The 24,610-nt window shown below is 68.1% G+C and carries 26 protein-coding genes; 10 read left to right on the top strand and 16 right to left on the bottom strand.

The features are described 5' to 3' along the window. Nucleotides 1–12: 12 nt before the first annotated feature. The gene (locus tag ACV7GQ_RS04790; RefSeq protein WP_470312406.1) at nt 13–1,239 is read left to right on the top strand and encodes a tripartite tricarboxylate transporter permease; all 1,227 of its coding nucleotides are present in this window, start codon (nt 13–15) and stop codon (nt 1,237–1,239) included. On the opposite strand, the gene corA is transcribed toward ACV7GQ_RS04790, so the two are convergent. From corA to ACV7GQ_RS04760, 6 genes are all read right to left on the bottom strand, one after another. After that, on the bottom strand, nt 1,234–2,211 hold the full coding sequence (gene corA, locus ACV7GQ_RS04785; RefSeq protein WP_470312405.1) for a magnesium/cobalt transporter CorA: 978 nt from the start codon (nt 2,209–2,211) through the stop codon (nt 1,234–1,236). The genes ACV7GQ_RS04790 and corA overlap by 6 nt on opposite strands. After that, the gene (locus ACV7GQ_RS04780; protein WP_470312404.1) at nt 2,208–2,378 is read right to left on the bottom strand and encodes a hypothetical protein; all 171 of its coding nucleotides are present in this window, start codon (nt 2,376–2,378) and stop codon (nt 2,208–2,210) included. The genes corA and ACV7GQ_RS04780 overlap by 4 nt, the downstream gene beginning before the upstream one ends. A 43-nt stretch (nt 2,379–2,421) precedes the next feature. Beyond that, the gene (locus ACV7GQ_RS04775; RefSeq protein WP_470312403.1) at nt 2,422–3,057 is read right to left on the bottom strand and encodes a DUF6517 family protein; all 636 of its coding nucleotides are present in this window, start codon (nt 3,055–3,057) and stop codon (nt 2,422–2,424) included. 48 nt (nt 3,058–3,105) lie between these two features. Then, nucleotides 3,106–3,603, bottom strand: a complete 498-nt coding sequence (locus tag ACV7GQ_RS04770; RefSeq protein ID WP_470312402.1) for a hypothetical protein — start codon at nt 3,601–3,603, stop codon at nt 3,106–3,108. 112 nt (nt 3,604–3,715) lie between these two features. Next, the gene (gene cysS, locus ACV7GQ_RS04765; protein ID WP_470312401.1) at nt 3,716–5,200 is read right to left on the bottom strand and encodes a cysteine--tRNA ligase; all 1,485 of its coding nucleotides are present in this window, start codon (nt 5,198–5,200) and stop codon (nt 3,716–3,718) included. A 61-nt stretch (nt 5,201–5,261) separates the two neighbouring features. After that, nucleotides 5,262–5,741, bottom strand: a complete 480-nt coding sequence (locus ACV7GQ_RS04760; RefSeq protein WP_470312400.1) for a DUF7523 family protein — start codon at nt 5,739–5,741, stop codon at nt 5,262–5,264. A gap of 114 nt (nt 5,742–5,855) precedes the next feature. Between ACV7GQ_RS04760 and ACV7GQ_RS04755 the strand changes: the two genes are divergently transcribed. The 3 genes from ACV7GQ_RS04755 to ACV7GQ_RS04745 all read left to right on the top strand — a co-directional run bounded on the left by ACV7GQ_RS04755 (nt 5,856) and on the right by ACV7GQ_RS04745 (nt 8,206). Next, nucleotides 5,856–6,014 carry a hypothetical protein gene (locus ACV7GQ_RS04755; protein ID WP_470312399.1) on the top strand — a complete coding sequence of 53 codons (159 nt, stop codon included), beginning with the start codon at nt 5,856–5,858 and terminating at the stop codon, nt 6,012–6,014. A 163-nt stretch (nt 6,015–6,177) separates the two neighbouring features. After that, complete coding sequence (locus ACV7GQ_RS04750; RefSeq protein WP_470312398.1) at nt 6,178–7,059, top strand: CbiX/SirB N-terminal domain-containing protein; 882 nt, start codon at nt 6,178–6,180, stop codon at nt 7,057–7,059. A 58-nt stretch (nt 7,060–7,117) separates the two neighbouring features. Continuing rightward, nucleotides 7,118–8,206 carry a DR2241 family protein gene (locus ACV7GQ_RS04745; protein WP_470312397.1) on the top strand — a complete coding sequence of 363 codons (1,089 nt, stop codon included), beginning with the start codon at nt 7,118–7,120 and terminating at the stop codon, nt 8,204–8,206. Here ACV7GQ_RS04745 and ACV7GQ_RS04740 read toward each other — a convergent pair. Both ACV7GQ_RS04740 and ACV7GQ_RS04735 read right to left on the bottom strand, forming a co-directional pair. Continuing rightward, nucleotides 8,203–8,760 (bottom strand): DUF7524 family protein, encoded by a 558-nt coding sequence (locus ACV7GQ_RS04740; RefSeq protein ID WP_470312396.1) that lies wholly within the window; start codon nt 8,758–8,760, stop codon nt 8,203–8,205. The two genes, ACV7GQ_RS04745 and ACV7GQ_RS04740, sit on opposite strands and share 4 nt — an antisense overlap. A gap of 42 nt (nt 8,761–8,802) precedes the next feature. Continuing rightward, entirely contained in the window at nt 8,803–8,997 is a 195-nt protein-coding gene (locus tag ACV7GQ_RS04735) for a methytransferase partner Trm112 (protein WP_470312395.1), read from the bottom strand. A gap of 86 nt (nt 8,998–9,083) precedes the next feature. On the opposite strand from ACV7GQ_RS04735, the gene ACV7GQ_RS04730 reads away from it, so the two are divergent. Beyond that, nucleotides 9,084–9,443, top strand: coding sequence for a group I truncated hemoglobin (locus ACV7GQ_RS04730; RefSeq protein WP_470312394.1), 360 nt, complete (start codon nt 9,084–9,086; stop codon nt 9,441–9,443). Here the strand turns inward: ACV7GQ_RS04730 and ACV7GQ_RS04725 are convergent. Continuing rightward, the gene (locus ACV7GQ_RS04725; RefSeq protein WP_470312393.1) at nt 9,440–10,816 is read right to left on the bottom strand and encodes an adenylosuccinate synthase; all 1,377 of its coding nucleotides are present in this window, start codon (nt 10,814–10,816) and stop codon (nt 9,440–9,442) included. The genes ACV7GQ_RS04730 and ACV7GQ_RS04725 overlap by 4 nt on opposite strands. 187 nt (nt 10,817–11,003) lie before the next feature. Between ACV7GQ_RS04725 and ACV7GQ_RS04720 the strand changes: the two genes are divergently transcribed. Continuing rightward, on the top strand, nt 11,004–11,309 hold the full coding sequence (locus ACV7GQ_RS04720; RefSeq protein WP_135304560.1) for a hypothetical protein: 306 nt from the start codon (nt 11,004–11,006) through the stop codon (nt 11,307–11,309). Nucleotides 11,310–11,327: 18 nt separating this feature from the next. On the opposite strand, the gene ACV7GQ_RS04715 is transcribed toward ACV7GQ_RS04720, so the two are convergent. Beyond that, nucleotides 11,328–13,646 carry a DUF7527 domain-containing protein gene (locus ACV7GQ_RS04715; RefSeq protein WP_470312392.1) on the bottom strand — a complete coding sequence of 773 codons (2,319 nt, stop codon included), beginning with the start codon at nt 13,644–13,646 and terminating at the stop codon, nt 11,328–11,330. Nucleotides 13,647–13,827: 181 nt separating this feature from the next. On the opposite strand from ACV7GQ_RS04715, the gene ACV7GQ_RS04710 reads away from it, so the two are divergent. From ACV7GQ_RS04710 to ACV7GQ_RS04695, 4 genes are all read left to right on the top strand, one after another. Then, entirely contained in the window at nt 13,828–14,223 is a 396-nt protein-coding gene (locus ACV7GQ_RS04710) for a DUF7541 family protein (RefSeq protein WP_470312391.1), read from the top strand. A gap of 48 nt (nt 14,224–14,271) precedes the next feature. Next, entirely contained in the window at nt 14,272–14,619 is a 348-nt protein-coding gene (locus ACV7GQ_RS04705; RefSeq protein WP_470312390.1) for a DUF6684 family protein, read from the top strand. Nucleotides 14,620–14,684: 65 nt separating this feature from the next. Beyond that, nucleotides 14,685–16,463, top strand: a complete 1,779-nt coding sequence (gene ctaD, locus ACV7GQ_RS04700) for a cytochrome c oxidase subunit I (protein ID WP_470312389.1) — start codon at nt 14,685–14,687, stop codon at nt 16,461–16,463. A 207-nt stretch (nt 16,464–16,670) separates the two neighbouring features. Beyond that, complete coding sequence (locus tag ACV7GQ_RS04695) at nt 16,671–16,952, top strand: DUF7520 family protein (RefSeq protein ID WP_470312388.1); 282 nt, start codon at nt 16,671–16,673, stop codon at nt 16,950–16,952. Nucleotides 16,953–16,958: 6 nt separating this feature from the next. Here the strand turns inward: ACV7GQ_RS04695 and ACV7GQ_RS04690 are convergent, their stop codons facing one another. The 6 genes from ACV7GQ_RS04690 to ACV7GQ_RS04665 all read right to left on the bottom strand — a co-directional run bounded on the left by ACV7GQ_RS04690 (nt 16,959) and on the right by ACV7GQ_RS04665 (nt 24,537). Next, entirely contained in the window at nt 16,959–18,662 is a 1,704-nt protein-coding gene (locus ACV7GQ_RS04690; protein WP_470312387.1) for a methylmalonyl-CoA mutase family protein, read from the bottom strand. Nucleotides 18,663–18,784: 122 nt separating this feature from the next. Continuing rightward, complete coding sequence (locus ACV7GQ_RS04685) at nt 18,785–19,579, bottom strand: CBS pair associated ParBc domain-containing protein (RefSeq protein ID WP_470312386.1); 795 nt, start codon at nt 19,577–19,579, stop codon at nt 18,785–18,787. A 37-nt stretch (nt 19,580–19,616) separates the two neighbouring features. Then, entirely contained in the window at nt 19,617–21,137 is a 1,521-nt protein-coding gene (locus ACV7GQ_RS04680) for a DHH family phosphoesterase (RefSeq protein WP_470312385.1), read from the bottom strand. A gap of 35 nt (nt 21,138–21,172) precedes the next feature. Next, on the bottom strand, nt 21,173–21,601 hold the full coding sequence (lrpA1, locus tag ACV7GQ_RS04675; protein ID WP_470312384.1) for an HTH-type transcriptional regulator LrpA1: 429 nt from the start codon (nt 21,599–21,601) through the stop codon (nt 21,173–21,175). 96 nt (nt 21,602–21,697) lie between these two features. Continuing rightward, entirely contained in the window at nt 21,698–22,636 is a 939-nt protein-coding gene (locus ACV7GQ_RS04670) for a thiamine pyrophosphate-dependent enzyme (protein ID WP_470312383.1), read from the bottom strand. Between the two features lie 2 nt (nt 22,637–22,638). After that, a complete protein-coding gene (locus ACV7GQ_RS04665) occupies nt 22,639–24,537 on the bottom strand; it encodes a 2-oxoacid:acceptor oxidoreductase subunit alpha (protein WP_470312382.1) in 1,899 nt (632 codons plus the stop codon). Between the last annotated feature and the right edge of the window lie 73 nt (nt 24,538–24,610).

The raw sequence follows: 24,610 nt of genomic DNA, 5'->3' as shown, positions 1-24,610 counted from the left end.
GCCAGCGAGCGTATGCTCCCGGTCAGGCTGACGGCGGACCCGCTGGCAGTCGCGGGAGTGGTGGTCGCGATAACGGGCGGTGTCTGCCTCGGGACGCTGAGCGGCCTCGTCCCCGGCCTGCACGCCAACACGCTGGCGCTGTTGCTCGCGGCGACGGCCGGCCAGGTCCCGGGCCCCCGCGTGTACGTCGGCGCCGCGATGCTGGCGGCCGGCGTGACACACACCTTCCTCGACGTGGTGCCGGCGCTGGCACTCGGCGTCCCCGACCCGGCGATGGCCGCCGGCGCGCTCCCGGGGCACCGACTCGTGGTCGAGGGACGGGGTCGCGAAGCGCTCCGCCTGTCGGCGCTCGGGAGCGGCGGCGCGGTCCTGCTCGCGGCGCCGCTGGCGCTCCCGGTCACCGCCGTCATGAGACGTGTATATCCCGTGGTGTCGGCCAACCTCTCTGTCGTGCTCGCGGCCATCGCGGCCCTGCTCGTGCTGACGGAGCGAGGGGGCCGGCGACGCGTCGGAGCGGCGGCGTCGCTCGGCGCGAGTGGCGGCCTCGGGCTGATGTTCCTCGACGCACCCGTCGAGGGCGTCCTGCCGGTCGCCGACGTCCTCGTCCCGTTGTTCGCGGGGTTGTTCGGCGCACCGGTGTTGCTCGCGGCCATCGGCGGCGACGGCGTCCCGCCGCAGGCGGACCCGGCAGTGACGACGCCGGGTCGGACGGTCGCGACGTTGGCCACCGTCGGGACGCTGTGCGGGGCCGTCGTCGGCTACCTGCCGGGCGTCTCGAGCGCCATCGCGGCGACGCTGGCGCTGGGCCTCACCTCCACGCGGGGGCCCCGCGCCTTCGTCGTCACGACCAGCGGCGTGAACACGGCGACGGCGGTGTTCGCGCTGTTCGCCCTCGTCACGTTCGGCGACGCACGGACCGGCGTCCTCGTCGCGCTGGACCGGGCGAGCGTCCCGCTCGCGCTCCCGACGCTCCTGACCGCCGTGGCCGTCGCGGCCGTCGCCGGCGCCGTGCTCGTCCCGTGGCTCGGCGACCGGTACCTACGGACCGTCGGTCGACTGGACCCGGCGTGGCTCTCCGTGTCGGTCCTGGCCGCCCTCGTCGTCCTCTCCGGGGTGTTCGCGGGGCCGGTCGGCGTCGCCGCGTTCGGGGCCGCGACGCTCGTCGGCCACCTGCCGCCGCGCTTCGACTGCCGGCGTGCCACGCTGATGGGGGTCCTGCTGGTCCCCCTCGTCTTATAGGTAACCCCGACGGCGGAAGTGAACGAGCATCACCGCGACCATCAGCACCATCCCGAGCATGGTCGCCGGGTAGGCGAAGGTCCAGCCCAGTTCGGGCATGTTGTAGGCGCTCTCGCCGAAGTTCATGCCGTAGACGCCGACGACGAACGTCAGCGGGATGAAGATGGTCGCGACGACGGTGAGCACCTTCATCACCTCGTTGGTCGACTGCGAGAGCGTGTTGAGGTAGATGTCGCGCGCGCCGGCGACGAGGTCCCGGTACGTCTCGGTCAGGTCGACGATCTGGACGAGGTGGTCGTGGACGTCGCGGAAGTACTTCTCCGTCTGTGGCTGTATCTGCTGTGGGTCGCCGCGGGCGAGGACGCCGACGGCCTCGCGGGCGGGCCACACCTGCTTGCGGAAGGACAGCAGGTCCCGGCGGACGTCGTTTATCTTCTCCAGCGTCTCGATGTCCGTCGAGACGGTGACCTCCTCCTCTATCTCTTCGATGTCCGTCTCGACGTCGTCGAGCAGGTCGAAGTAGGCGTCGACCACCACGTCGACGACGCGGTAGGCCGTGAAGTCGGGACCGCGGTGGAGGAGCCGTTCGTCCCCGCGCTCGACGGCGTCCATCACCCGTCGTACCGGGGTGGCCGCCCCGGTCGACAGGGTGACGACCCAGTCACGGCCGATGAAGATGGCGATGGGGGCGGTCCGGACCTCCTTCTCGAAGGTCGTCTCGCCGGGCGAGAGCGCGGCGCTCTTGACGAGGACGAACGTGTGGTCGGCGTACTCCTCCGTCTTCGCCCTGACGTCGCCCCGCACGTCGTCGATGGCCAGCGGGTGGAGGTCGAACGCCGCGGCGACGGCGTCTATCTCGTCGTCGGTGGCCTCGGCGACGTGGACCCACGTCGTCCCGACGGCGCGGCGGGCGCTGTCGAGGTCGTCGTAGGGGACCGCCGTCCCGTCGGCGTACACCAGCGCCGATATCACGAGTCACCCTCCGACCGGTTCGACCGGCCGACCGCGAGCACGGTCAGACCGAGCATGAGCGCGGTCATCGAGAACGACCGCCCCGGATACGGCGTCGTCACGCCGAGGGCGTAGCCGAGGATTCCGGCGACGGTGAGGGCGGCGCCCGCCAGCGAGACCGGCTGCATGCCCCACCAATCACGGTGCCGGTAAAAAAGCGTACCCCGAGGCTCAGTCCCCGCTGTGGGTGATGCCGCCGAACATCGTGTCGACCCTGGCGCGCTCGTTTATCTGGTCGGGGTGGACGGCGAGGACGACGAGCACGTCGCCCTCGTGTTCGAAGCTGGCGACGTGCATCGTCACGTCGACCTCCTGGCCCTCTACGGTCACGGTGCCGGAGAACATCCCGACGTCACGGGGTTCGCCCAGGATCTCGGCGGTCCGGTTGCCCTCCGACTGGACGTCGCTCACGCTTCCGGTCCGACTCGCGAGTTGCTCGACGACACGGCGGTTCGACCACTGTGCGGCCGGGTTCAGCGTCTGGCCGGCGACCTTCGCGCCGGGCGTCGAGACGACGACGAACTGGGCCAGCGGGATGGACCCGAGCGGTCCGAGGTCGACGCCGCGCTGGTACTGCTGGACGTGGTTCACGACCCGAATCGTGCGGTCCTGGCCGGCGAAGGTGACCTGGCGGGTGATGTTCTGTTCGGTCGAGTTCGTCAGTTCGTACCCCGCCGACTGGCGCGCCGAGTCCTCGACGGTGGCCGGTTCGGATTCGAAGGCGACCGTCTCGCCGGTGATGAGACCCGTACAACCGGCGGAGACGACGAGGAGGGCGACGAGCGCGGAGAGCAACGGCTTTCGCATCAGTGTTGACTACGAGACGGTGCGGCGTAAAAAAGCTGTTCGCCGGCGTCAGCCGAACAGCCCGACGATGGTGTTGATGACGACCCACTTCACGGCGTTCACGGTCCCGAGACCGTCGATGGTGATGTCCCCACCGGTGATGGCGTTCTGGAACGCCTTCGCGGGGTCCTTCGACTCGACGATGCCGGTCAGCGTCGCGCGGTCGGTGGTCATCTTCATCGTCGCGTCGTCACGGGTGCCCTGGCTCAGTTCCTGTATCCGCAGGTCGCCGTCCATCCGGAACGAGGCCGTGGCCGCCGTCCCGTTCGGGTCCGTCACCACGAGGTTCACGCGTTCGTTCTTCAACTGGTCACCGGCGACGCCGAGGTCGCTGGCGTCGACGTTCTCGTTGTAGACGCCGACCATCCCCTCCAGTTCGGCGTACATCTCGTCGGCCCACGCCGGCTGGTCGCTCTGGGCAGCCACCGGGCCGGCAGTCGACCCGAAGACCAGTGCGAAGACCACCACGAGCGTGAGTATCCGAGGGCTATACGGTAGAGTAATCATGACGAATATATAATCATCCCGAGAGGATATAAGTACGTACTGTCAGTGGATAGCACGTGTCCACGACGACTTCCGCCGAGTAGTGTCGGGTACGCTACGTCTCGGCGTCGGTTCAGAGTCGGTACGTCGGCCCGTCGTCGGTGTCCTGCACCTCGACGCCGAGCGCCTCGAGTTCGTCGCGCAGCTCGTCGGCCCGTTCGTAGTTGCCGTCCGCACGCTCCTGTTCGCGCACGTCGAGGACGAGTTCCACGAGGTCACCGGCGAGTGTGACGTCGCCCTCCTCGCTCTCCGCGCCGAAGGAGAGGCCGAGGACGCCGCCGCCCAACTCCTCGAACGTCTCGACGGCCCGCCGCAGACCGCGGTAGTCGTAGGCCGCCTCGTGGCCGTCGACGTGAGTGTTGACGGCGCCAGTGAGGTCGAGTAGCGCCGTCGTCGCCTCGCGGGTGTTGAAGTCGTCGTTCATCGCCGCCTCGAACTCCGCGCGGACCTCGTCGACGGCGTCCCGGAGCGTCTCGTCAGCCACCTTCGCGTAGGCGTCGACGCTGTCGCAGGCCTCGACGGCCCGTTCGTAGCCGCGCTGCAGCCGGTCCCAGCGCTCCTCGGCCTCGCCGATGGTCGCCTCGCTGTAGGTGGCCCGCGAGGAGTACGCCGTCGAGAGCAGGAAGGTCCGGAGGACGTCGGCCCCGAACTCCTCGACGGCGTCGGCGACGGTGAAGAAGTTCCCCAGCGAGGAGGACATCTTCTCGCCTTTCGTCTCCAGCAGGCGGACGTGGAGCCAGTAGTCCGCGAACCGCTGGCCGGTCGCGGCCTCGCTCTGGGCCACCTCGTTCTCGTGGTGGGGGAAGACGAGGTCCTGCCCGCCGACGTGGACGTCGATGGTCTCGTCGAGGTGGGTCATCGACATCGCCGAGCACTCGATGTGCCAGCCCGGTCGACCCTCGCCCCACGGCGAGTCCCACGTCTGGGCCGTCTCGCAGGCCTCCTCGGCGGGCGCGGCCTCGGGGTGGCGGTGTTCTTCGATGTCGTCCGGGTCGACGCCGCCGGCCTTCCAGAGGGCGAAGTCGGCGGGGTGGCGCTTCTCGCGCTCGGCGTCCTCGCCCTGCGCCTCGATGTCCTCGACGGTCTGGTTCGAGAGTTTGCCGTACTCCTCGAAGCTCGTCACGTCGAAGTACACCGACCCGTTGGCCTCGTAGGCGTGGCCGCTCTCGACGAGTCGCTCGACCAGCGAGATGATCTCCGGGACGTGTTCGGAGACCCGCGGGTACACCTCGGCCCGGTCGAGGTTGAGCGAGCGCATGTCCTCGATGACCTGCCGGACGTAGTGGTGAGCGACGTCGGCCTCGCTGTCGCCGTCCTCGCCCACGCGGGCGACGATCTTCTCGTTGACGTCGGTGAAGTTCTCGACGTGGCGGACGTCGTACCCCAGCCACTCCAGCCAGCGGCACATCACGTCGACGTGGACCCAGCCGCGAGCGTGGCCCAGATGCGGCGGGTCGGAGGTCGTGAGGCCACAGTAGTACAGCAGAACGGAGTCGGGGTCGCGTGGCTCGAACGGCTCTGTCTCGCCGGTCAGCGTGTTCGTCACGCGGAGCGTCATTGTCGAACGACACTGCGCCGGGCCGCTTCAAGGCGTCGGAACCGGGCTGTGAGCGTCCCGCTCAGCGGCCCACCGCGGCCTCGACGACCCGGAGGGCGTCGGGCCCGTCGCGTCGCTCGACGACCACCACGAGCGAGTCGTCGGCGACGCCGGCCGCCTCCACGGGCACGTCTGCGGCCCGTAGGCGGCCCAGCACGTCGCCGAGTGCCGCCGGGGAGAGCGCCCCGGTGGCGACGATGCCAGTGAGCGAGCCGGTGCCCTCGACGAACGCCGCGTCGCCGATCGCGAGGAGGGGGTCGCTTCCGGCCACGTCCGACCGCCCCAGTCCGCTCCGCATCGAGACGCGCGCCTCGCTCTCGTGGGCCGGGTCCTCGGGCAGTTCCTCGGCGAAGCGGCGCAGCGCCGTGGCGACGGCGTCGGTGTCCCCGTCGACGTCCAACGTGCGGGCGGCGGCGGTGTAGTTGACGACGCCGGCCCGGAGCGCGTCGTAGAGGAACGGGCGCGCTCGAACGGCGTCGCGAGTGGCGGCGGCGAGTGACATACCGGGTGGTCATCGGGGAGGCGCAAAAACCGTTCCATCGGCGCTCCCACTGACTGAGAACCGTCGTGCGGTATTGATAGGGGCCGGTGCGTCTCTCCAAACGAGGGAAGACAGATGGCTATCGCACAACGAGAGCGGGCGGCGTTCGGGCAGCCGCTCGCACCGGTAGAGCGCATCGTCGCCGGAATCGTCCTCGCGGTCGGTGCGGCGGGACACGCCACGCTGGTCGGGGCCGCGGTCGTGCTGGCGTTCATGCTGCTGACGGCGCTGTGACCCGGTGGCGTCGACGCTCGACACCACCACCGGCACGTTCTCGCGACGGCGACGACGGTAGCGACGGGTGCGCGAACCGGTCGGCGGTGACCGGACAGCGTGCGCCGGTGCGGTGTGGACCGCCAGCGAAGCCCCTAAGAGCGGTTCGGCCCAACGGCGAGGTATGGACCAAGCGCTCGTCATCGCGGCCCACGGCTCGCATCTCAACGCCGAGTCGAGCACGCCGACGTTCTCACACGCGGACACCATCCGCGCGACCGGCGCGTTCGACGAGGTCCGCGAGGCCTTCTGGAAGGAGGAACCGTCGTTCCGAGAGGGGCTGCGCACCGTCGACGCCGAGGAGGTGTATCTGGTGCCGCTGTTCATCTCGGAGGGGTACTTCACCGAACAGGTCATCCCGCGGGAGTTCCGCCTCGACGGGTGGGACCCCGAACTGTGGGACTCCGACGGCACGAGCGCCACGCACGCGACGCTGTCCGCCGACGACACCGGCCAGACCGTCCACTACTGCGGGCCGGTCGGCACCCACGACTCGATGAGCGACGTCATCGTCCAGCGGGCGAAGTCGGTGACGGGCGACCCCGAGGTGGGCGAGGGGTTCGGCCTCGCCGTCGTCGGCCACGGCACCGAGCGCAACGAGAACTCCGCGAAGGCCATCGAGTACCACGCCGAACGCATCGGCGCGATGGACCGCTTCGACGAGGTGCAGGCGCTGTTCATGGACGAGGACCCCGAGGTCGACGACGTCACCGACTACTTCGAGAGCGAGGACGTCGTCGTCGTCCCCCTCTTTATCGCCGACGGCTACCACACGCAGGAGGACATCCCGGAGGACATGGGGCTGACTGACGACTACCGGACCGGGTGGGACACCCCCGAGACCGTCGACGGGCACGACATCTGGTACGCCGGCGCCGTCGGCACCGAGCCGCTGATGGCCGACGTGGTGCTGGAGCGGGCGGCCGACGCGGGCGCCGACGTGAGCGGGGCCATCGAGCAGGTCCGACAGGAGACCGGCGGGGGGAACCCGGCGACGGGCGACTAGCGGTAGTTCGCGCGGCGGAACGGGCGGCTTTTTGCGGTCCGAACCCTACCGCATCGGTATGGACCAGACCCACGTCGAGGCGTTCGCCGACGCCGCGTCGGACGGTATCTCGTTCGACGGCATCGAGGCGCAGGTCGAGGGCGACAGCTACGCCGTCGAGACGGCCGACGGCTCGGCGACAGTCGTCGCAACCGACGAGTTCGGCGACGTGGCCGCGGACTACGCGCCGTACGTCACCAACTGGTACTTCTGGCACGCCACCGCCCCGCAGGCCGAACCGCGGTGGGCCTTCCTCCGGTGGCTGGAGGGCGCCGAGTCGACCCCGGTCCCCGAGCGGTACGACGCGCTCTCCGACGGCCGCACGACCGAGTGGGGCGAACTCGCCGTCACCGTCTCGCTGACCGAGGACGGCGGGCGGGTGTACGACCTCCGGCACGCGGCCGACGTGGGGACGCCGGTCGACGACCTGGACACGTACGAGGACCCCACCGCTGCCCGTGACATCGCGAAGCACGACGAGCGCGGACGCTATCGGCCGCTCAAGACCGCACCGTCGCTCCGGAGCGGGTGGGCGTTCCCGTCGCTGGGCCCCGCCGCGCTCGTCGAGGCCGTCCACACGTTCTACCCCGCGACGGTGCAGAACTGGTACCGCGAACGGGCGGGCGAGCTGGACGTGACCCACTGGCACGAGACCGTCGAACGCCAGACCGGCATCTACGGCGTCGTCAAGACGTGGGACCGCGGCGAGGGGTACGAACACGTCAACTGGGTCGCCGAGGCCTGCTGTGACGACTCGCAGTGTCTGAAACGCCGCGAGTGGGGGTACGACGCCGACACCGACCTCGACGTGGACGGCGGCGACGGCGAGTTCCCCTGCCGAGAGCCGTGTTCGCTCGTCGTCTCGGCCGCGCGCAAGTGGACCAAGCTCGAGGCCGAGGACCCCCGGACCTACGAGTTCGAGTTGACCCCCAGCGAGAAGGAGCAGGTCGAGGCCATCGTCGACGCCGTCGCCGACGGCCGGGCCGCCGACATCCGCGAGGCCGACACCTCCGACGGGGCGAACCGGTACCGGGTGCGGTTCCTCAGGGCGAAGCTGTTCGACGACGACGGCAACCTCTGTGGCGTCGCGTCCGACGGCGACGACTAGGTCGAGAGCACCGCGTACACCGTCGCGAGCACGCCGACGACGACCACGAGCGACGCCAGCGACACGACCACGTTCTGGACGAAGAACGCGGCGCCGACGGCCGCGAGGAGGGCGACGCCACCGACCGCGAGCACCGGCGCGTCGGGGACGTCGGCGAGGACGGAGTCGGACCCGGGGTCGGGTCTCGGCTGGGGCTTCGCGAGGTCCTCGTCGACTTCGACCGGGTCGTCGCTCCGGTCCGGTTCGGTGACGACGACGTCGACGTAGCGCGTCGTCGCGCCGTAGGCCGTGACGACCTTCAGCTTGCCCCGGACCGCCCCATCGCGGGTCAGGGTCACCCGGACCCGGCGCTCGCTGTCCCGCTCGACGTGGTGGTTCGGCGCCTCGACGCTCGCGAGGCTCGACAGCGCGTCGTCGAGGTGGAGGTGGACGTGCGTCGATTCCCCGTGGTTCACGAGCCGGACGTCGAAACTCTCGCTCGTCTCGAACGTCGCCGGCACCTCTAGCCCGTGGAGTTCCTCGCGGTTGACGTGGACGGGGAGCGAGTCAGGCACGTCGGAGTCTCGGCGCGGACACGCAAAAAAGGTTCAGGCGACTCAGGCCGGCGCTTCGTCGCGCATGTCCGGCGGGAGCAGGTTCGGGATGCCGTCCTCGATGGGGAACACCTCGCCACACTCCGTACAGACCAGCTGGCCGGACAGGATCTCCTCGTCGTCACGGTCCTCGACCTCGAGGTCGAGGTTGTGTTTGTCCAGCGGACAGCAGATGATGTCCATCAGGTCCTCTTTCATACTCCTGCGTCGGTCCGGTAGCCCTAAAAGCGTACTGTCTGGCGCGAGCCGCGAAGTATTTGGTCACGGAGTCCGCTTCCAATCGCATGAGCGAGACGCTGTACGACCGCCTCGGCGGCGAGGCGGCCATCGAAGCGGTCGTCGAGACGTTCTACGACCGCGTGCTCGCCGACGAATCGCTCGTCCAGTACTTCGAAGACACGGACGTCGAGGCGCTCAGGGAGCACCAGCGGCAGTTCCTCGCGGCCGTCACCGGGGGCGCGGACAGCTACGACGGCCAGAGTATGCGGGCCGCCCACGCCCACCTTGACCTGACCGAGGACGACTTCGCGGCCGTGGCCGGCCACCTCGACGCGGCGCTCCGGGCGCACGACGTCGACCAGCCAGACAGAGAGCGGGTGCTCACGGCGGTCGCGGACCTCGAGACGGAGATACTGGACCGTTAGAACGGCGACTCGCGGACGATGGTCTCGCCGCGGCCCGGGCCGACGCCGATGGCGTAGGCCGGCGTGTCGAGTTCGGCCTCGATGTACTCCACGTAGGTCCGAGCGTTCTCGGGGAGGGCCTCGTAGCCCTCGCTCGCGACGGTGGCGGGGTCGAACTCGTCCCAGCCCTCGAAGCGCCGGAGGTTCGCCTCGCACTCCGCCCACTGCTCGGTGCGTGGGGGCATCGACGTCAGTTCCTCGCCGTCGAGGGTGTAGGTGTGGCCGACCTTCACCTCGTCGAGGCCCGCCAGCACGTCGAGGTGGTTGATGGCCAGACCCGTGAACCCGGAGACCCGGGTCGCGTGCCGGAGCATCGGCATGTCCAGCCATCCGACGCGTCGGGGGCGCCCGGTGACGGTGCCGTACTCGCCGCCTTCCTCGCGGATGTAGTGTGCGAGGTCCTCGTTCTCGCCCTCGCCCTGTTCGTCGTAGCCGGGCGTGTCGCCGACGACGCCGCCGAGTTCGGTCGGCAGCGGGCCGCTCCCCACGCGGGTGAGGTAGCCCTTGACGATGCCGACGACCTCGCCGCCGCCGACGACGCCGGGACTGACGCCGGTCCCGACGGCGGCGCCGCCGGCCGTCGGGTTCGAGGACGTGACGTAGGGGTAGTTGCCGTGGTCGATGTCGATGATGGTCCCCTGTGCCCCCTCGAACATGACGTTCTGGCCGTTCTCCATGGCCTCGGTGAGGAAGGCACCGGCGTTGACCGTCATCCCCTCGGCCTCGAAGCGGCGGCCGAACTCGCGGAACTCCTCGTAGAGGGCGTCGACGTCCAGCGCGTCGGGGTCCTCGAGGTCCTCGACGTCGAGGCCGTAGACGTCCTCGACGACGGCCCGTTTCTGCGGGACGACGTACTCCAGGCGCTCGCGCAGGACATCGCCGTCGAGCAGGTCGCCCACCCGCACGCCACGGCGGCCGGCCTTGTCCTCGTAGGTCGGGCCGATACCGCGGCCGGTCGTCCCCACCTCGTCGTCCGTCTCGCTCTTGACCTCTTCCTCGATGCCGTCCAGCACGCGGTGGAACGGCAGGATGACGTGTGCACGCTCGGCCACGCGGACGTCCGGGTCGAGGCCGCGGTTCTGCAAGGTATCTATCTCGTCGAACAGCGTTCGCGGATTGACGACGCACCCGTTGCCGAGGACGCCGACCTTGCCGCGGATGGCTCCACTCGGGACCAGGGAGAGCTTGTACTCCTCGCCCTCGTGGACGACGGTGTGGCCGGCGTTGTCGCCGCCCTGGTAGCGCGCGACGACGTCCACGTCGTCGCCGTACAGGTCGACGATGCCGCCCTTCCCCTCGTCGCCGAGTTGCGAGCCGACGATGGTTACGGTCATCGCACGGACGTTCCGGCCACCGTGATAAACAGATTACGGTCCCTCTCGGTCCGGTCGCCGGGCGAGACAGGTTGGCATGGGAGACGTTACGACGCATTTAATACCCACCTCTTCGAACGCAAAAACCGGCAAAGACGGGTGTGCGAGGGCAACTTTTAAATCCCGCAAACACAAGTTAACAATTGCCATGATAGACAGGCTTGAGAAGGAAGTCGACATGCTGGAGCGCCATCTGCAAGTGCTCCGCATGGTTATTGAGAACGAGCCTATCGGTATCGTGAAGATGTCCAACGAGACGGGCTACCCCCACCACAAGGTGCGCTACTCGCTGCGCGTCCTCGAAGAGGAGAACCTCATCGAGCCCTCCAGCCAGGGTGCCATCACGACCGAACAGACGGGCGAATTCGTCGACGACCTGGACGAGAAGATAGACGAGATAATCGAGAAGCTCGAAGGGATGAAGATCGAGGACGCGGCCGAGATAGAAGGCTAACGCGTTTCCGCTCTGCTCTCAGAGTTCCGGTACCGCGAGGTGGAACTCCTGATTTCTCGCCTCGAGGAGACAGAGGTGGTATCCGTCCTTCCGCGAGAGGTTCACGAAGCTCTTGCGCTTGTCGCGACTGAACAGTCCGCTGGAGGTCGCCTCTTCGGCCGTCTCGAGCGCCTCGGGCTCAAAGAAGCTACTCGTGACGAGGAACGCCGCCGCCAGCGAGTCCGAGGCGTTGCCGACGCGCTCGGCGTTCCGGACGATGTCGGTCATCTGGCCCTCGGTCGCCGGCTGCCGGCTGTCGTTGATGTTCGCGACGAGCAGCGGGTTCCCCATCCGGTCGCGGACGACGACGTCGAACTGCTCCTGTGAGCGGTGTTCCTGTCCGTCCTCGACGTAGGTGACCGTCACCTTCCCGTTCAGTTCGGCCCGGTCTATCTCGGGCAGGGCGTCGTACAGGACCTGCATCGCGCTCGCGTGACCGGTGTCGCGGATCTCGTACAGCAGGTTCCGGATCAGCCACTCGACGAACCGGTAGTGGAGGCTGTCCTGGAGGAACGTCTCGAAGTCGGTGCCGTCGACCGTGGCGTCGGAGGCGTCGAACTGCGTGTGGTACTCCAGTCGGAGGTTCTCCTCGACCTGCGTCGGGTCCGCGTTCCCGTCGTGGGCCTCGGCGAGCGTCGCCTCCCCCTTCGAGTGATAGCGCACGAAGAGGTTCGTCCCGTCGATGGCCTCCGGCACGGAGAGGCGAGTCCCGGCCGAGGGGGCCTCGTCGCTCCGGGCCTCCGCGAGTCCGTCTTCGAGTCGCTCTATCTCCGCTCTCGCCTCCTCCAGTTCGGACTGGAGGCGGTCACGCTCGGCCCGGAGGTCCTCGTTCGTCGTCTCCAGGTCGTCTATCTCCGACTCCAGTCGCGCGATCTCGGCCTCCTTGCCGTCGAGTTCCGCCTCGAGGTCGGCCACCGCCCCGGGCGCCGGCGACTGGGCGGCCGCCTCCTCGGTCGTCTGTGTAGTGGGTTCCGTGGTCGCCGGTTGGGCCTGCGTGTCGGCAGGCTGGCTCTGCTGAGGACGGTCGCGGCTCGACACGGTGGCCGCGTCCTCGCTCGTGGTCGACGTGTCCGGCGAGTTCGCGGACAGCTCGGGGTCCAGCGACGGGATGGAACGGGTCTCGAGGTCCGACGTCGTCGCTACGGCGCCGCCACCGCCACTGTCTCGGCTCGCACCGTTCGACGGAGCCGTCTCCGAGTGTGCCCCCGGCTCTACGGGCGAGCGGCGGTCTCGGGGGTCCGAGTCTGGCTGGGGTGCCGGCTCGGGGTCGCTGGTGCGCTGTCGAGGGGACGCCGACGAAGCCGCCGACTCCGTCGAGGTCGGCGTGGACTGTCGCTGGTCGGTCTCGGCCGACCGCTCGGACGTGTCGGCAGTCTCCGATACGTCGTCCCGAGTCCGTGACTGGCCCTGCTGGGACTGCTGGGACTGCTCCGGTTCGGTCTCCTCGTCCGACGACTCGACCGTCTCCGAGCGGTTCGCCGCGGCACCCTGGTTCGCGCCGGCGGCCTTCGACCCCGGGGGACCACCGGCGGCCGGTCCTGGTCCCAGGTCGACGGCCGACTCGTCCGTGTCGGGTTCGGCCGCGCCGCGGTCGGCGTCCGCGACGTCCCTCTCCGCGGACTGGTCGGCGTCGACCGGGTCCTCGTCGGGCTCCGTAGTGTCGTCGGGCGCCGTGGTGTCGTCGGCCACGTCGCTCGCGGGCACGGCACCGGTCGCGTCGGTAGCACCCGCCTGGTCGGCCGTCTCCGTCCCCGTCGACGGCGCCGGAATCTCGATGGGCGATATCTCGGCGGGCTTCACCTCGTAGATGCCGACTTCGTCATCTGCCTGTTCGAACGCCTCGTCGTCGGTGACGAGTCGCTCGGCGCTCCCGACCCAGGCGACGCTCATCGAGCGACCCTGATGGTAGACCAGATAGTAGTCGCCGGAGAGGACGTTCTCGGAGAGTTCGACGAAGCCGGTGAAGTTCCCGTCAGAGAGCGTGCGGTCGACGTCGGATATCGGGGTCTCCTGGGTGTAGTACTTGGCCCGGACCTCGTCCGCGCGCGCCTGCATGACTGCCAGCAGGGGGAGGGCCTCGTGCGGTGCTTCGCGGGCGGTACCACTACCGGACTCGAAGGCCTCGATGTCGCCGTCCAGGATGCCGACCACCGTCCCGTTCAACATGAACAGCCGGGTCGGACCGGTGACGACGGCGCCGGAGAACTCCTGGTCTGCGAGTGCCCGGAGCCCCTCGTACCCGCCGTCGAAAGGCACCGAGTCCCACTCTGAAACCAGCTCTACCGTCTGCGTACTCATTACCTTCATGAAGCCGCATGGCAGACAAATAGTTTGTGCCCCGTCAGACACGTGTCTCCCCGGTGACCGCTTCCGTCGGTACTCCCAGACACAGACGGGTTCGACGCCGTGTCCCACCCGCTCAGGGGCCGCGTCACGGCGAGTCCGATGGGCATATGCCGACCGAGTCCGAACGGAGAGTATGGAAGAGCAACCGGGTCTGAGTGACCAGTATCGGATGTCGAGTCCGTGGCCGGTGTTCGTCGCTCTCGGCCTCGCACTCTCGGAGGTCGGCGTCTTCATCGGACTGTTCCCGGTCGCGGTGTTCGGTCTCATCCTCTTCGGCGGCAGCGTGGCCGGCATCCTCACGGAGTCGGGCTACGCCACCCGCCCGTGGCCGACGCTCGTCGGCGTCGGCGTGTTGCTCGCCTCGCTCGCGGCGCTCGTCGCCGTCCTCCAGCTGCCGACCTCGGCGTTCACGCTCGCGAACGTTGGCGAGGGACCGCTGTTCACCCGTCTCGTCGCCATCGTCGTCGCCGGCGCCGTGATGGTCGCGATGGGGGGCGCGGGGTCCGTCGCCGAACAGACCAAGGTCTGAGCGAAACCAACAGTCTATTTACTGGCCTGCGCCAACGCCGAACCATACATGGCACTGTTCGGGTTCGAAAAGGATACCCTACTCGACCTCACCGTCAACGTCATCCCACTCGGTATCATCCTCTTCTTCATCGCCGCGTTCGCGGTCGTGCCGGCGTTCGGCACCGACCCCGTGTTCAGCGGCCTGCAGTTCGCGCTGATGATATCGATGTTCCTCCTGCTGGCGGTGCTGACGTACTACGCCGGCCGGGCCATCGAGGACGCAGAGCAGAAACAGGAGTCGCTCGAGGAGGCCAGCGCCGTGAACGAACCGGAGGGCGAGGTCACCGGGCTGGAGGACGGCGAGGAGGCGCCGTCGGAACTGGACGAGGGCTCGGCGGACGGCGACGACGAGTAATCGGATTCAAACCCACCCACCGCGGAACCGACCCTTTCATTATCTGCCAGTCCTGACGTGCGACCATGGCAGCAGGAGATCTAGTGCTGACGGGGTTGATGGCCGTCCTCCTCGTCGGTATCGCAGCGCTTCTCACGCGCATCGAGAACTGGCGGTCGTACACGCCGCTGGCGGGCGGCGGCACCGCCACGGGCGAGACCGTCGTCCACCGTGAGAAACCCGCAGGTATCGTTCGCTGGCTAACCACAGTCGACCACAAGGACATCGGGCTGCTGTACGGCGTCTACGCCGTCATCGCCTTCGCCGTCGGTGGCATCATGGCGCTGCTCATCCGTCTGCAACTCGTCACTCCGGGCGGGGCGTTGCTGGGCGCGAACGCCTACAACTCCATCCTGACGAGTCACGGCATCACCATGCTGTTCCTGTTCGGGACGCCCATCATCGCCGCGTTCGCGAACTACTTCATCCCGCTACTCATCGGCGCCGACGACATGGCGTTCCCCCGCATCAACGCCATCGCCTTCTGGCTCCTCCCACCGGCCGCTCTGCTCATCTGGGCCGGCTTCTTCCTCGCGCCGGTCACCGAGAACATGATCGAACCCGCTCAGACAGCGTGGACCATGTACACCCCGCTGTCGGTCGAACAGGCCAACCCCGGCGTCGACCTGATGCTGCTGGGCCTGCACCTCTCCGGTGTCGCGGCCACGATGGGCGCCATCAACTTCATCGCGACCGTCTTCACCGAGCGTGACGAGGAGGTCACGTGGGCGAACCTCGACATCTTCTCGTGGACCATCCTCACCCAGTCGGCGCTCATCCTCTTTGCCTTCCCCCTGCTGGGGAGCGCCATCGTCATGCTCCTGCTGGACCGGAACCTCGCGACGACGTTCTTCGCCGTCGAGGGTGGCGGTCCCCTGCTCTGGCAACACCTGTTCTGGTTCTTCGGCCACCCCGAGGTGTACATCCTCGTCCTGCCGCCGATGGGACTGGTGAGCCTCATCCTGCCGAAGTTCGCCGGCCGGAAATTGTTCGGCTTCAAGTTCGTCGTCTACTCCACGCTGGCTATCGGTGTGCTCTCGTTCGGCGTCTGGGCCCACCACATGTTCTCGACGGGCATGGACCCGCGCCTGCGGGCCTCCTTCATGGCCGTCTCGCTGGCCATCGCCATCCCGAGCGCCGTCAAGACGTTCAACTGGATCACGACGATGTGGAACGGCCGCCTCCGACTGACCACGCCGATGCTGTTCTGCATCGGCTTCGTCTCGAACTTCATCATCGGCGGCGTCACCGGCGTCTTCCTCGCCGCGATTCCGGTGGACCTCGTGCTGCACGACACCTACTACGTGGTCGGGCACTTCCACTACATCGTGATGGGCGCCATCGGCTTCGCCGCCTTCGCTGGCATCTACTACTGGTTCCCGGTGTTCACCGGGCGGATGTACCAGCGCACCCTCGGGAAGGCCCACTTCTGGCTCTCGATGATCGGGACCAACGTCACGTTCTTCGCGATGCTGGCGCTGGGCTACCTCGGCATGCCGCGCCGGTACGCCACCTACCAGTTCGACGGCGCCATCGCGCCGCTGGCACAGGTCCAGACGTACCACCTGCTCGCTACCGCCGGTGCAGTGCTCCTGTTCGTCGGCCAGCTCATCTTCGTCTGGAACGTCGTCCAGTCGTGGCTCGAAGGCCCGAAGGTCGAGGACGGCGACCCGTGGAACCTCGAGCGCGACGGGATGCTCGACCGCGAGTTCCAGTGGTTCGACCGCAAACTGGAGACGGCCGTCACCGACGGCGGCGAGGACGAGGAGCAGTCCGCACTGACCGGCGCTCGAAGCGACGACTGAACGCGGTCCGTTTCTCCGACGAGTAACGACGTCGTAGTGCTGTTCGTACCGCCGCGCCTCAGGCGCCCGAGACGAGCACGATGGCCGTCACGAACATCATCACGGCAATCCCGGCGAGGACGACGAACAGCAGTTCCTTCTGGCTCATAACCACGCTACGGGCTGGAAGTGAAAAAGGCTAATCGTCTCTGTCACCTAGCCGGGAGCATGAGCGAGCAATCGGCCGGGCGGTCCGGAGAGCGGGTGGTCGTCCAGCTGTACGTCGTCATCGTCGCCCTCGCCGGCGTGATGGGGTTCGTGCTCGGCAACATCCGTCCGGCCGACCTCGAACCGGAGCTGTTCGGCTTCATCGCCCTCCCGCCGACGCCGCTCGGCGTCGCCATCTACGGTCTGGTCACCGTCGGCCTCGGCCTCGGCGTGTTGCTGGCGCTGGTCGTCGTCGTCTCGCGGCGGACCGACGACGAAGCGGGCAAGCGCGACCCGCAGTGAGCGGCGTCAGACGACCCCGGCAGTCTCCCGGTAGGTGCCGTACGCTGACTCGAAGACGGCCATGATCTCCCCCATCGTCGCGTAGGCCTTCACCGCGTCGACGATGGCCGGCATCACGTTCTCGTCGGCCTCGACGCGCGCCCGCACGTCGTCGAGGGCGGCCTCGACGGCCGCGTCGTCACGGTCGGCCTTGACCGCCTCGAGGCGGTCCCGCTGGCGGCGCTGGACGTCCTCGTCGACCGTCAGTACGTCCGGCTCGGTGTCCTCCGAGACGGTGTAGGCGTTGACGCCGACGACCACCTCGTCGTCGTCCTCGACGCGTCGCTGGTACTCGTAGGCCGAGTCCTGTATCTCCCGCTGGAAGTACCCCTGTTCGATGCCGGCGAGGACGCCGTCGCGGACGGACCCGTCGCCCAGCTCGTCGCGGACGTGGTCGATGTGGGCCATGGCCTTCGACTCTATCTCGTCGGTCAGCGCCTCGACGGCGAAGCTCCCGCCCAGTGGGTCGACGATGTCGGCCGCCCCGGACTCCTCGGCGATGATCTGCTGGGTGCGCAGGGCGACCCGGACGGCGTCCTCCGAGGGCAACGCGAGCGCCTCGTCGAAGCTGTTGGTGTGGAGGCTCTGGGTGCCGCCCATCACGCCGGCGAGGGCCTGGATCGTCACGCGGACGACGTTGTTGAGCGGTTGCTGGGCCGTCAGGGACTGGCCGGCGGTCTGGGTGTGGAACTTCAGCTGCTTGCTGGCGTCGGCCTCGGCGTCGTACCACTCGTCCATCACGCGGGCGTAGATGCGTCGCGCGGCCCGGAACTTCGCCACTTCCTCGAAGATGGAGTTGTGGGCGTTGAAGAAGAAGGAGAGTTGCGGGGCGAACTCGTCGACGTCCAGTCCCCGGTCCAGACAGTCCTCGACGTAGGCGAACCCGTCGGCCAGCGTGAAGGCGAGCTCCTCGACGGCCGTGGCACCGGCCTCCCGGATGTGGTAGCCGGAGACGGAGACGGGCTTGAACTTCGGCGTCGTCTCGCTGGCGAACTCGATGACGTCCGTGACCAACTTCAGCGAGGGCTCCGGCGGGACGACCCACTCCTTCTGTGCGATGAACTCCTTGAGCATGTCGTTCTGGAGGGTCCCCCGCACCTCCTCGCGCGGGACGCCCTGCTGGTCGGCGATGGCGAGGTACATCGCGTAGACGACCGGGGCGCTGGGGTTGATGGTGAACGACGTGGACACCTCCCCGACGTCGATGCCGTCGAAGAGGCGTTCCATGTCCGCCAGCGTGTCGACGGCGACGCCCTCCTTGCCGACCTCGCCGTCGGCCATCGCGGCGTCGGAGTCGAGACCCATCAGCGTCGGCATGTCGAACGCCGTCGAGAGGCCGGTCTGTCCCTCCTCGATGAGGTAGTGGAACCGCTCGTTGGTCTCCTCGGCCGTGCCGAACCCGGCGAACTGCCGCATCGTCCACTGCCGGCCGCGGTACATCGTCGGATACACGCCGCGGGTGTACGGTTCCTCGCCGGGGAACCCGAGGTCGGCCTCGTAGTCGGTGTCGGCCACGTCCAGCGGGGTGTACAGGCGGTCGACCTCCAGGTTCGAGACGGTCGCGAACCGCTCGCTGCGTTCGCCGTAGGCGTCGAGTACCGGGTCGAGTGTCTCACGCTCCCACTCGCCCTTGGCGTCCCGTATCCGCTGGAGGTCATCCTCGTCGTACATACCGCGACATATGTCACCAGTCCGCAAGAGTGTTCGGGCGGTCGTCCCGCCGCCCACGGCGACCGGGCCGGCGGGTCGGCCGGCGACCGCCGGGCGAACGACCGCGTGGTGTCAGTAGACGGTCACTCGTCCTGCAACCGCTGGGTCGTCTCGACCAGCGGGTGGCGCGCGTAGTCGACCACCTCGATGTCGTCGATGCGTTCCAGATCGGAGTCGGCGGCCGTCTCGGCCATCCCGAGTTCGACGGAGCCCTCGAGGACGATGATGTAGGCGTCCATCCGGTCCACGCCGAGTCTGTCGGCCGCCTTCACCCGGTGGTGGCCGTCGGCGAGCAGCAGGTCGCCGCCGTTGTCGATGACGACCAGCGGCTCGGCCAGTCCCCGTTCGAGCTCGTACACGCGGCCCTCCAGTTCGTCGGCGTACACCGTCTTCTGGGTCGGGGTCAGGCGGGCCAGCTCGACCTCGCGGCGCTCCTCGTGGGTGGTGATGCCGTGGATGTTCTCCAGCGTGCGGCCGAGTTTCTCCACCTTGTCCGGCGTCGCCCGCTCGATCTGCGAGCGGATGACGTCGGCGTTCGAGATGATGCCGACGAGGTGGCCCGCGTCGTCGACGACCGGGAGCTTCTGGATGCCCGACCGGAGGATGACCCGGGCGGCGTCCTGCACCGCCATGTCCGGGTGGGCGACGAGGATGTCGCCGGTCATCACCCGGAACATCGGTTCGTGGTCGCCCGCCAGCAAGAGGTCGCGGGCGCTGACGAACCCCTCGACGCGCCGGCCGTCGGTCACCGGGAAGCCGCTGAATTCGTCGCTCTCGGCGATGCGCTTCGCCACCTCACCGACCGTGTCGTCGAGTTCGACGGTCGCCACCTCGCGCGTCATGTACTCCCCGACCGTCGGCCGACTCGCTTCGTCCATCACTTCGAGTTGGCCGGGGACGATGAAAAAGTCTCGGCTACTCCTCGCCCTCGCCCGCCGGGTTCCCGAGCGGGTCGGGTCGCATCTCGGCGTACGTCTCGGGGCCGTACTCCGAGGAGCCGTAGACGCTGCCGAGCAAGCGGTGCGAGCGGGACTGGACCGCCTCGAGGAACCGGTCGTTGACAACCGAGCGGACGATCTCGTGCAGGGACTCGTCCCGGTCGTCGATGGAGTCGAGCACCCCGAGCGTTATCTGGGCCCCGGCCATGTCGGCGTGGCCGCCGGCGGACCCGATCTGTCCGAAGGCGTCCCGGAGGGCCTCGCCGAGGTCGATGTCCGCACCGCGGGCCCTCGCGGAGGCGAAGATGGTGCCGTCGATGACGCCGTACACCATCGTCGCGTGGACGTCCTCCAGATCGAGCAGTCTGTCGGCGGCCTGGGCCAGCGCGTCCCGGTCGCCGAGCTCGCCGACGCAGCTCAGCAGCACCGACCCCTCCTGCTCTCGGTTGTCGATGGCTCGCCCGATGACCGACAGCGTCTCGGCGCTGACGCTGGGGTCCTCGATGCGCTGGAGCGCGCTCATGTCCGCGCGTCGGACGAGGTGGGCGGCGGCCTCGAAGTCCTCGGCGGAGACCTCCCGGCGGAAGTCCTTCGTGTCGACCCGGATGCCGAAGAGCAACCCCGTCGCGATGGGTTCGGGGATGTCGACGTCGAAGCGCCGGAAGTAGTCGACGAGCAGGGTACTGGTCGCGCCGGCGGCGCTTCGCAGGTCGACGTAGCGGGCCTCGACCGGGAGCCGCGGCGGGTGGTGGTCGATGACGATGTCGATCGGGAGGTCCTCCGGCAACTGGTCGTTGACACCGGGCCGCGAGTGGTCGACGAGCGCGAAGCCGTCGTACTCCTCCAGCGCGTCCGGGTCGTCGTCGGCGAGGTTCACGAGGTCGTAGTCGAGCAGGTTCACGAACGCGCGGTTCTCCTGGTGGGAGATGTCGCCGTAGTAGCAGATTGAGACGGTACAGCCGGCCCGCTCCGCGAGTTTCCCGAGTGCGACGGCGCTGGCGATGGCGTCCGGGTCCGGGTTGTCGTGGGCGACGATCGCGAGGTGCCCGTCGATGTCTCGGAGCACCTGCTGGAGGTGCCGGGTCCGCGTCCCGTCGCTCCCGACGGTCTGGTACAGCCTGTCGACGACGACCGTCGCGCCGTCGACGACGCGGTCGGCGACGGCGTCGAGCCGCTCGCGCTGGTCGGCCGTCGCGTCGGTGCCGAGGTAGCCCAACAGGAACGCGTCGGCGAACAGCGTCCCCGCGGTCTCAGCGGCGGCGACGGTGACCGATGGGGCCTCGGTCGCGACGACGACGCTGTCCGGGTCGAGGTCGAGTGCGGCGAGCGTCGCCCTGTCGGCGGGGTCGCCGACGGTCACGGCGACGTTGTCGGTCCGTATCGTCTCGGCTCGGTGCTCGTCGTCGGTGACGACGTGGAGCGGGTCGTGACCGTCGCTTGCGGCGTCGATGAGCGCCAGTGCGGTCGAACCCGCTCCGAGGACCAACCGAGACGGCATACCTTCCGGTCCGCTCCGGAGCGTCTAAAAACCCGTCACTTCAGTCGTTCCTGCAGGAACGACGGGTGGGCGGCAGTGACGCCGTCGAGCGAGAGGATGTCGTCCTCGATGACCGCCGCCAGCGAGTCGCCGTCGGTCGCGCGGACCTCGGCCATCAGCATGTGGTCGCCGCTGGACGTGTACAGCGACTCGACGGCGTCGATGTCCTTGAGCTTGCGCGTGGCCTCGACGTAGCGCTCGCTGGCGACGTCGATGCCGACCATCGCGATGGACTGCCCGGCGAGTTTCTTCGGGTCGACGTCGGCGGAGTACCCGACGATGACGCCCTCCTCTTCGAGTTTCTTGATGTACTTGCGGACGGTCGGCTTCGAGACGTCCGCTCTGTTCGCTATCTCTGCGTACGATGCTTGCGCATCGTCCTCCAGAACCGACAGGATTCGACGCTCCGTAGACTCGGCACTCATGTACGTTTCTTTTCCGTGGACGAAAAAATATCTTCCGAACCGGAAACCCGGGTTCGGGCACCCCGTACACAGCGCGGGGACGCCCGGGACGGACGGTTACTTGTGGTGTTCGAGGAGGTTGTCGTAGGTCCGCTCCCACTCCGCGTCCTCGTCGAAGTACCGCTCTGCGAGCGGCTCTTCCGGCATCTCGCCGATGGCGCGCTTCTCCTGCCCGTAGGACGGGCGCGCGTCCTCAACGTACATCCGGCCTGTCAGGACCTCGCCCTCGTACAGCTTCTCCTCGGTCTGGCGCATCATCTCGGCGGCCTCCGCGCGGTCCGAGAGGTCGAAGTCGTAGTCGTCGGACTGCTGGACGTCCGTGTACGGGACGTAGTGTTTCGCGTCCTTGTTCCAGGTCGGACACTGGGTCAGGAAGTCGATGTGCGCGAAGCCGTCGTGCTCGATGGCCTCGGCGATGATCTCCTTCGCCTGGTTGGGGTTGACCGCCGCGGTGCGGGCGATGTACGTCGCACCGGCGTTCAGCGACTGGCTGAGCGGTCGGATGGGCGACTTCGCCGAGCCGTGTGGCTGGGTCTTCGACTTGTGACCCTTCGGCGACGTCGGCGACGTCTGGCCCTTCGTGAGCCCGAAGATCTCGTTGTTGAACACGATGTACGTCATGTCGTGGTTCTCACGGGCCGTGTGGATGAGGTGGTTCCCACCGATGCCGTAGCCGTCGCCGTCGCCGCCGGCGGCGATGACTTCGAGTTCGGGGTTGGCCAGTTTCGCGGCCCGGGCGACGGGCAGCGAGCGGCCGTGGATGGTGTGGAACCCGTAGCTGTTGAAGTAGCTGTTGAGCTTCCCGGAACAGCCGATGCCCGTGAACAGCGCGACCTCGTCGGGGTTCTTCCCGACCTCGGGCATGGCCTGTTTCAGCGCCTTGAGGACGCCGAAGTCACCACAGCCCGGACACCACGTCGCCTGCGGTTCGATGCCGGGTGTGAACTCGTCACGGTCTATCTCGCGTTCTTCGCCGATTGCACTGAATGCACTCATGGTTAGTCACCCGCTGCGGGGAGGTACTTCATGTTGGTCGCGGCGAGGTCCTCGCCGTTGATACTGGATTCGAACCCGTCGACGATCTCGGCGGGCTCGAAGGGGTTGCCGTTGTACTTGAGGAGGCTCGACATCTTGTCGCCGTACTTGCCGATCTCCTTCTGGGTCAGGCCGCGGAACTGCGCCGTGGCGTTCATCTCGACGACGAGCGCCTCGTCGACGGAGTCGAGCCACTCGCTGACCTCTTCGACGGGGTAGGGCATCATGTCGGAGACGCCCAGCGCCTTCACGGAGTGGCCGTTCTCGTTGAGGCGGTCGACGGCCTCGAAGACGGTGTCCTGCTGGCTCCCCCAGACGAGGACGCCGTAGTCGGCGTCTTCCGGACCGTGGTAGGTCTGGTGGCCCGCGTTCTCGTCTAAGTCCGCCCGGATGTCGTCGAGCTTGTTCAGCCGACGGTTCATCTGGGCGATGCGGTTCTCGGGGTCCTCGCTGATGTGTCCCGACGGGTTGTGTTCGTTACCCGTGGCGAGGTAGCGCCCGTCCTTCTGGCCGGGGACCGAGCGCGGACTGACGTTCGAGCCGTCCTCCGGTTCGTGGAGGAACCGCTGGAACTTGCCCGAGGAGTGGTGTGCCGCGTCCTGGATCTCCTCTTCGGTCAGCACCGACCCGGGGTCGGCGTTCGGCTCCTCGTCGAAGTGGCTCGCCGGCAGGTTCCGGAGCTCGCCCTGGATCTTCTGGTCGTAGACGACGATGGCCGGAATCTGGTACTCGTAGGCGATCCGGAAGGCGGCGCGGGTCTGGGTGTAACACTCGCGGATGTTCGCGGGCGCGAACACGACGCGGGCGGAGTCGCCCTGCGAGGTGTACAGGACGTGTTCGAGGTCGGCCTGCTCGGGCTTGGTCGGCATCCCGGTCGAGGGACCGGCACGCATCGCCTCGACAAGCACGATGGGCGTCTCGGTCATCTCCGCCAGTCCGAGCGGTTCGGACATCAGCGCGAAGCCACCGCCGGAGGACCCGGACATGGCCTTCACGCCGGCGTGGGACGCACCGAGGGCGAGCGCCGCCGCGGCGATCTCGTCCTCGACCTGCTCGGAGATCCCGCCGAACTCCGGCAGGTGTTGGGACATGATTGTGAAGACGTCGGTCCACGGGGTCATCGGGTACCCGGAGATGAACCGACAGCCCTCGTCGAGCGCGCCGTAGGAGATGGCGTTGGACCCGGAGAGGATGACCTGCTCCTCGTCGTGGGAGTTCTCGGGCACCTCGATGTCGTGGTCGATGTCGAGTTCCGAGGCCGCCTCGTAGGCGTCCTGCAGGACGTTGAGGTTGGCCTCCTGCATGTCGCCGGCCATGTTCTGCTTGATGAGGCCCTCGAACTCCTCGGTGCCGATGTCGAGGATGGCCGCGGTCGCGCCGATACCGGCCGTGTTCCGCATGATCTCGCGGCCGTGCTCCTTGGCGATACCGCGGAGGTCCATCGGGACGACGTGCCAGCCGTTCTCCTCGGCGGCCTCTTCGAGTTCGATCTCCTCGACGTCCTCCTCGTCGAGGAGCCCCTCGTCGTAGAGCAGGACGCCGCCCTCGCGGAGTTCGTCGAAGTTCTCGTACAGCGGTTTCAGTTCCTCCTTGCCGTAGTAGGCCTCCTCCTGCGGGTTCCGGGCGAAGGAGTCACCCAGCGCCAGCAGGAAGTTGTAGCCGTCGCCGCGCGACTGGACGGGTTCGTCCTTCGCGCGTACCTCTACGTACGTGTGGCCGCCCCGGATGCGCGACGGGTAGTGACGGTGTGTGAAAACGTGAAGTCCCGAACGCATCAGGGCCTTCGCGAAGTTCTGGCTGGTCGAGTCGATTCCGTCCCCGGAACCACCAGCGATTCGCCAGATTAGTTCGTTGTCTGTCATGGTGAAATCCTCGGCCCCAGCTCTGGTGCCGTACCGGGAGATTGGGGGGCCACGACTAAAGATTTTCCACTAC

This window comes from Haloarcula sp. MBLA0163, assembly GCF_055632435.1.
This window is presented reverse-complemented; position numbering and strand designations above follow the sequence as displayed.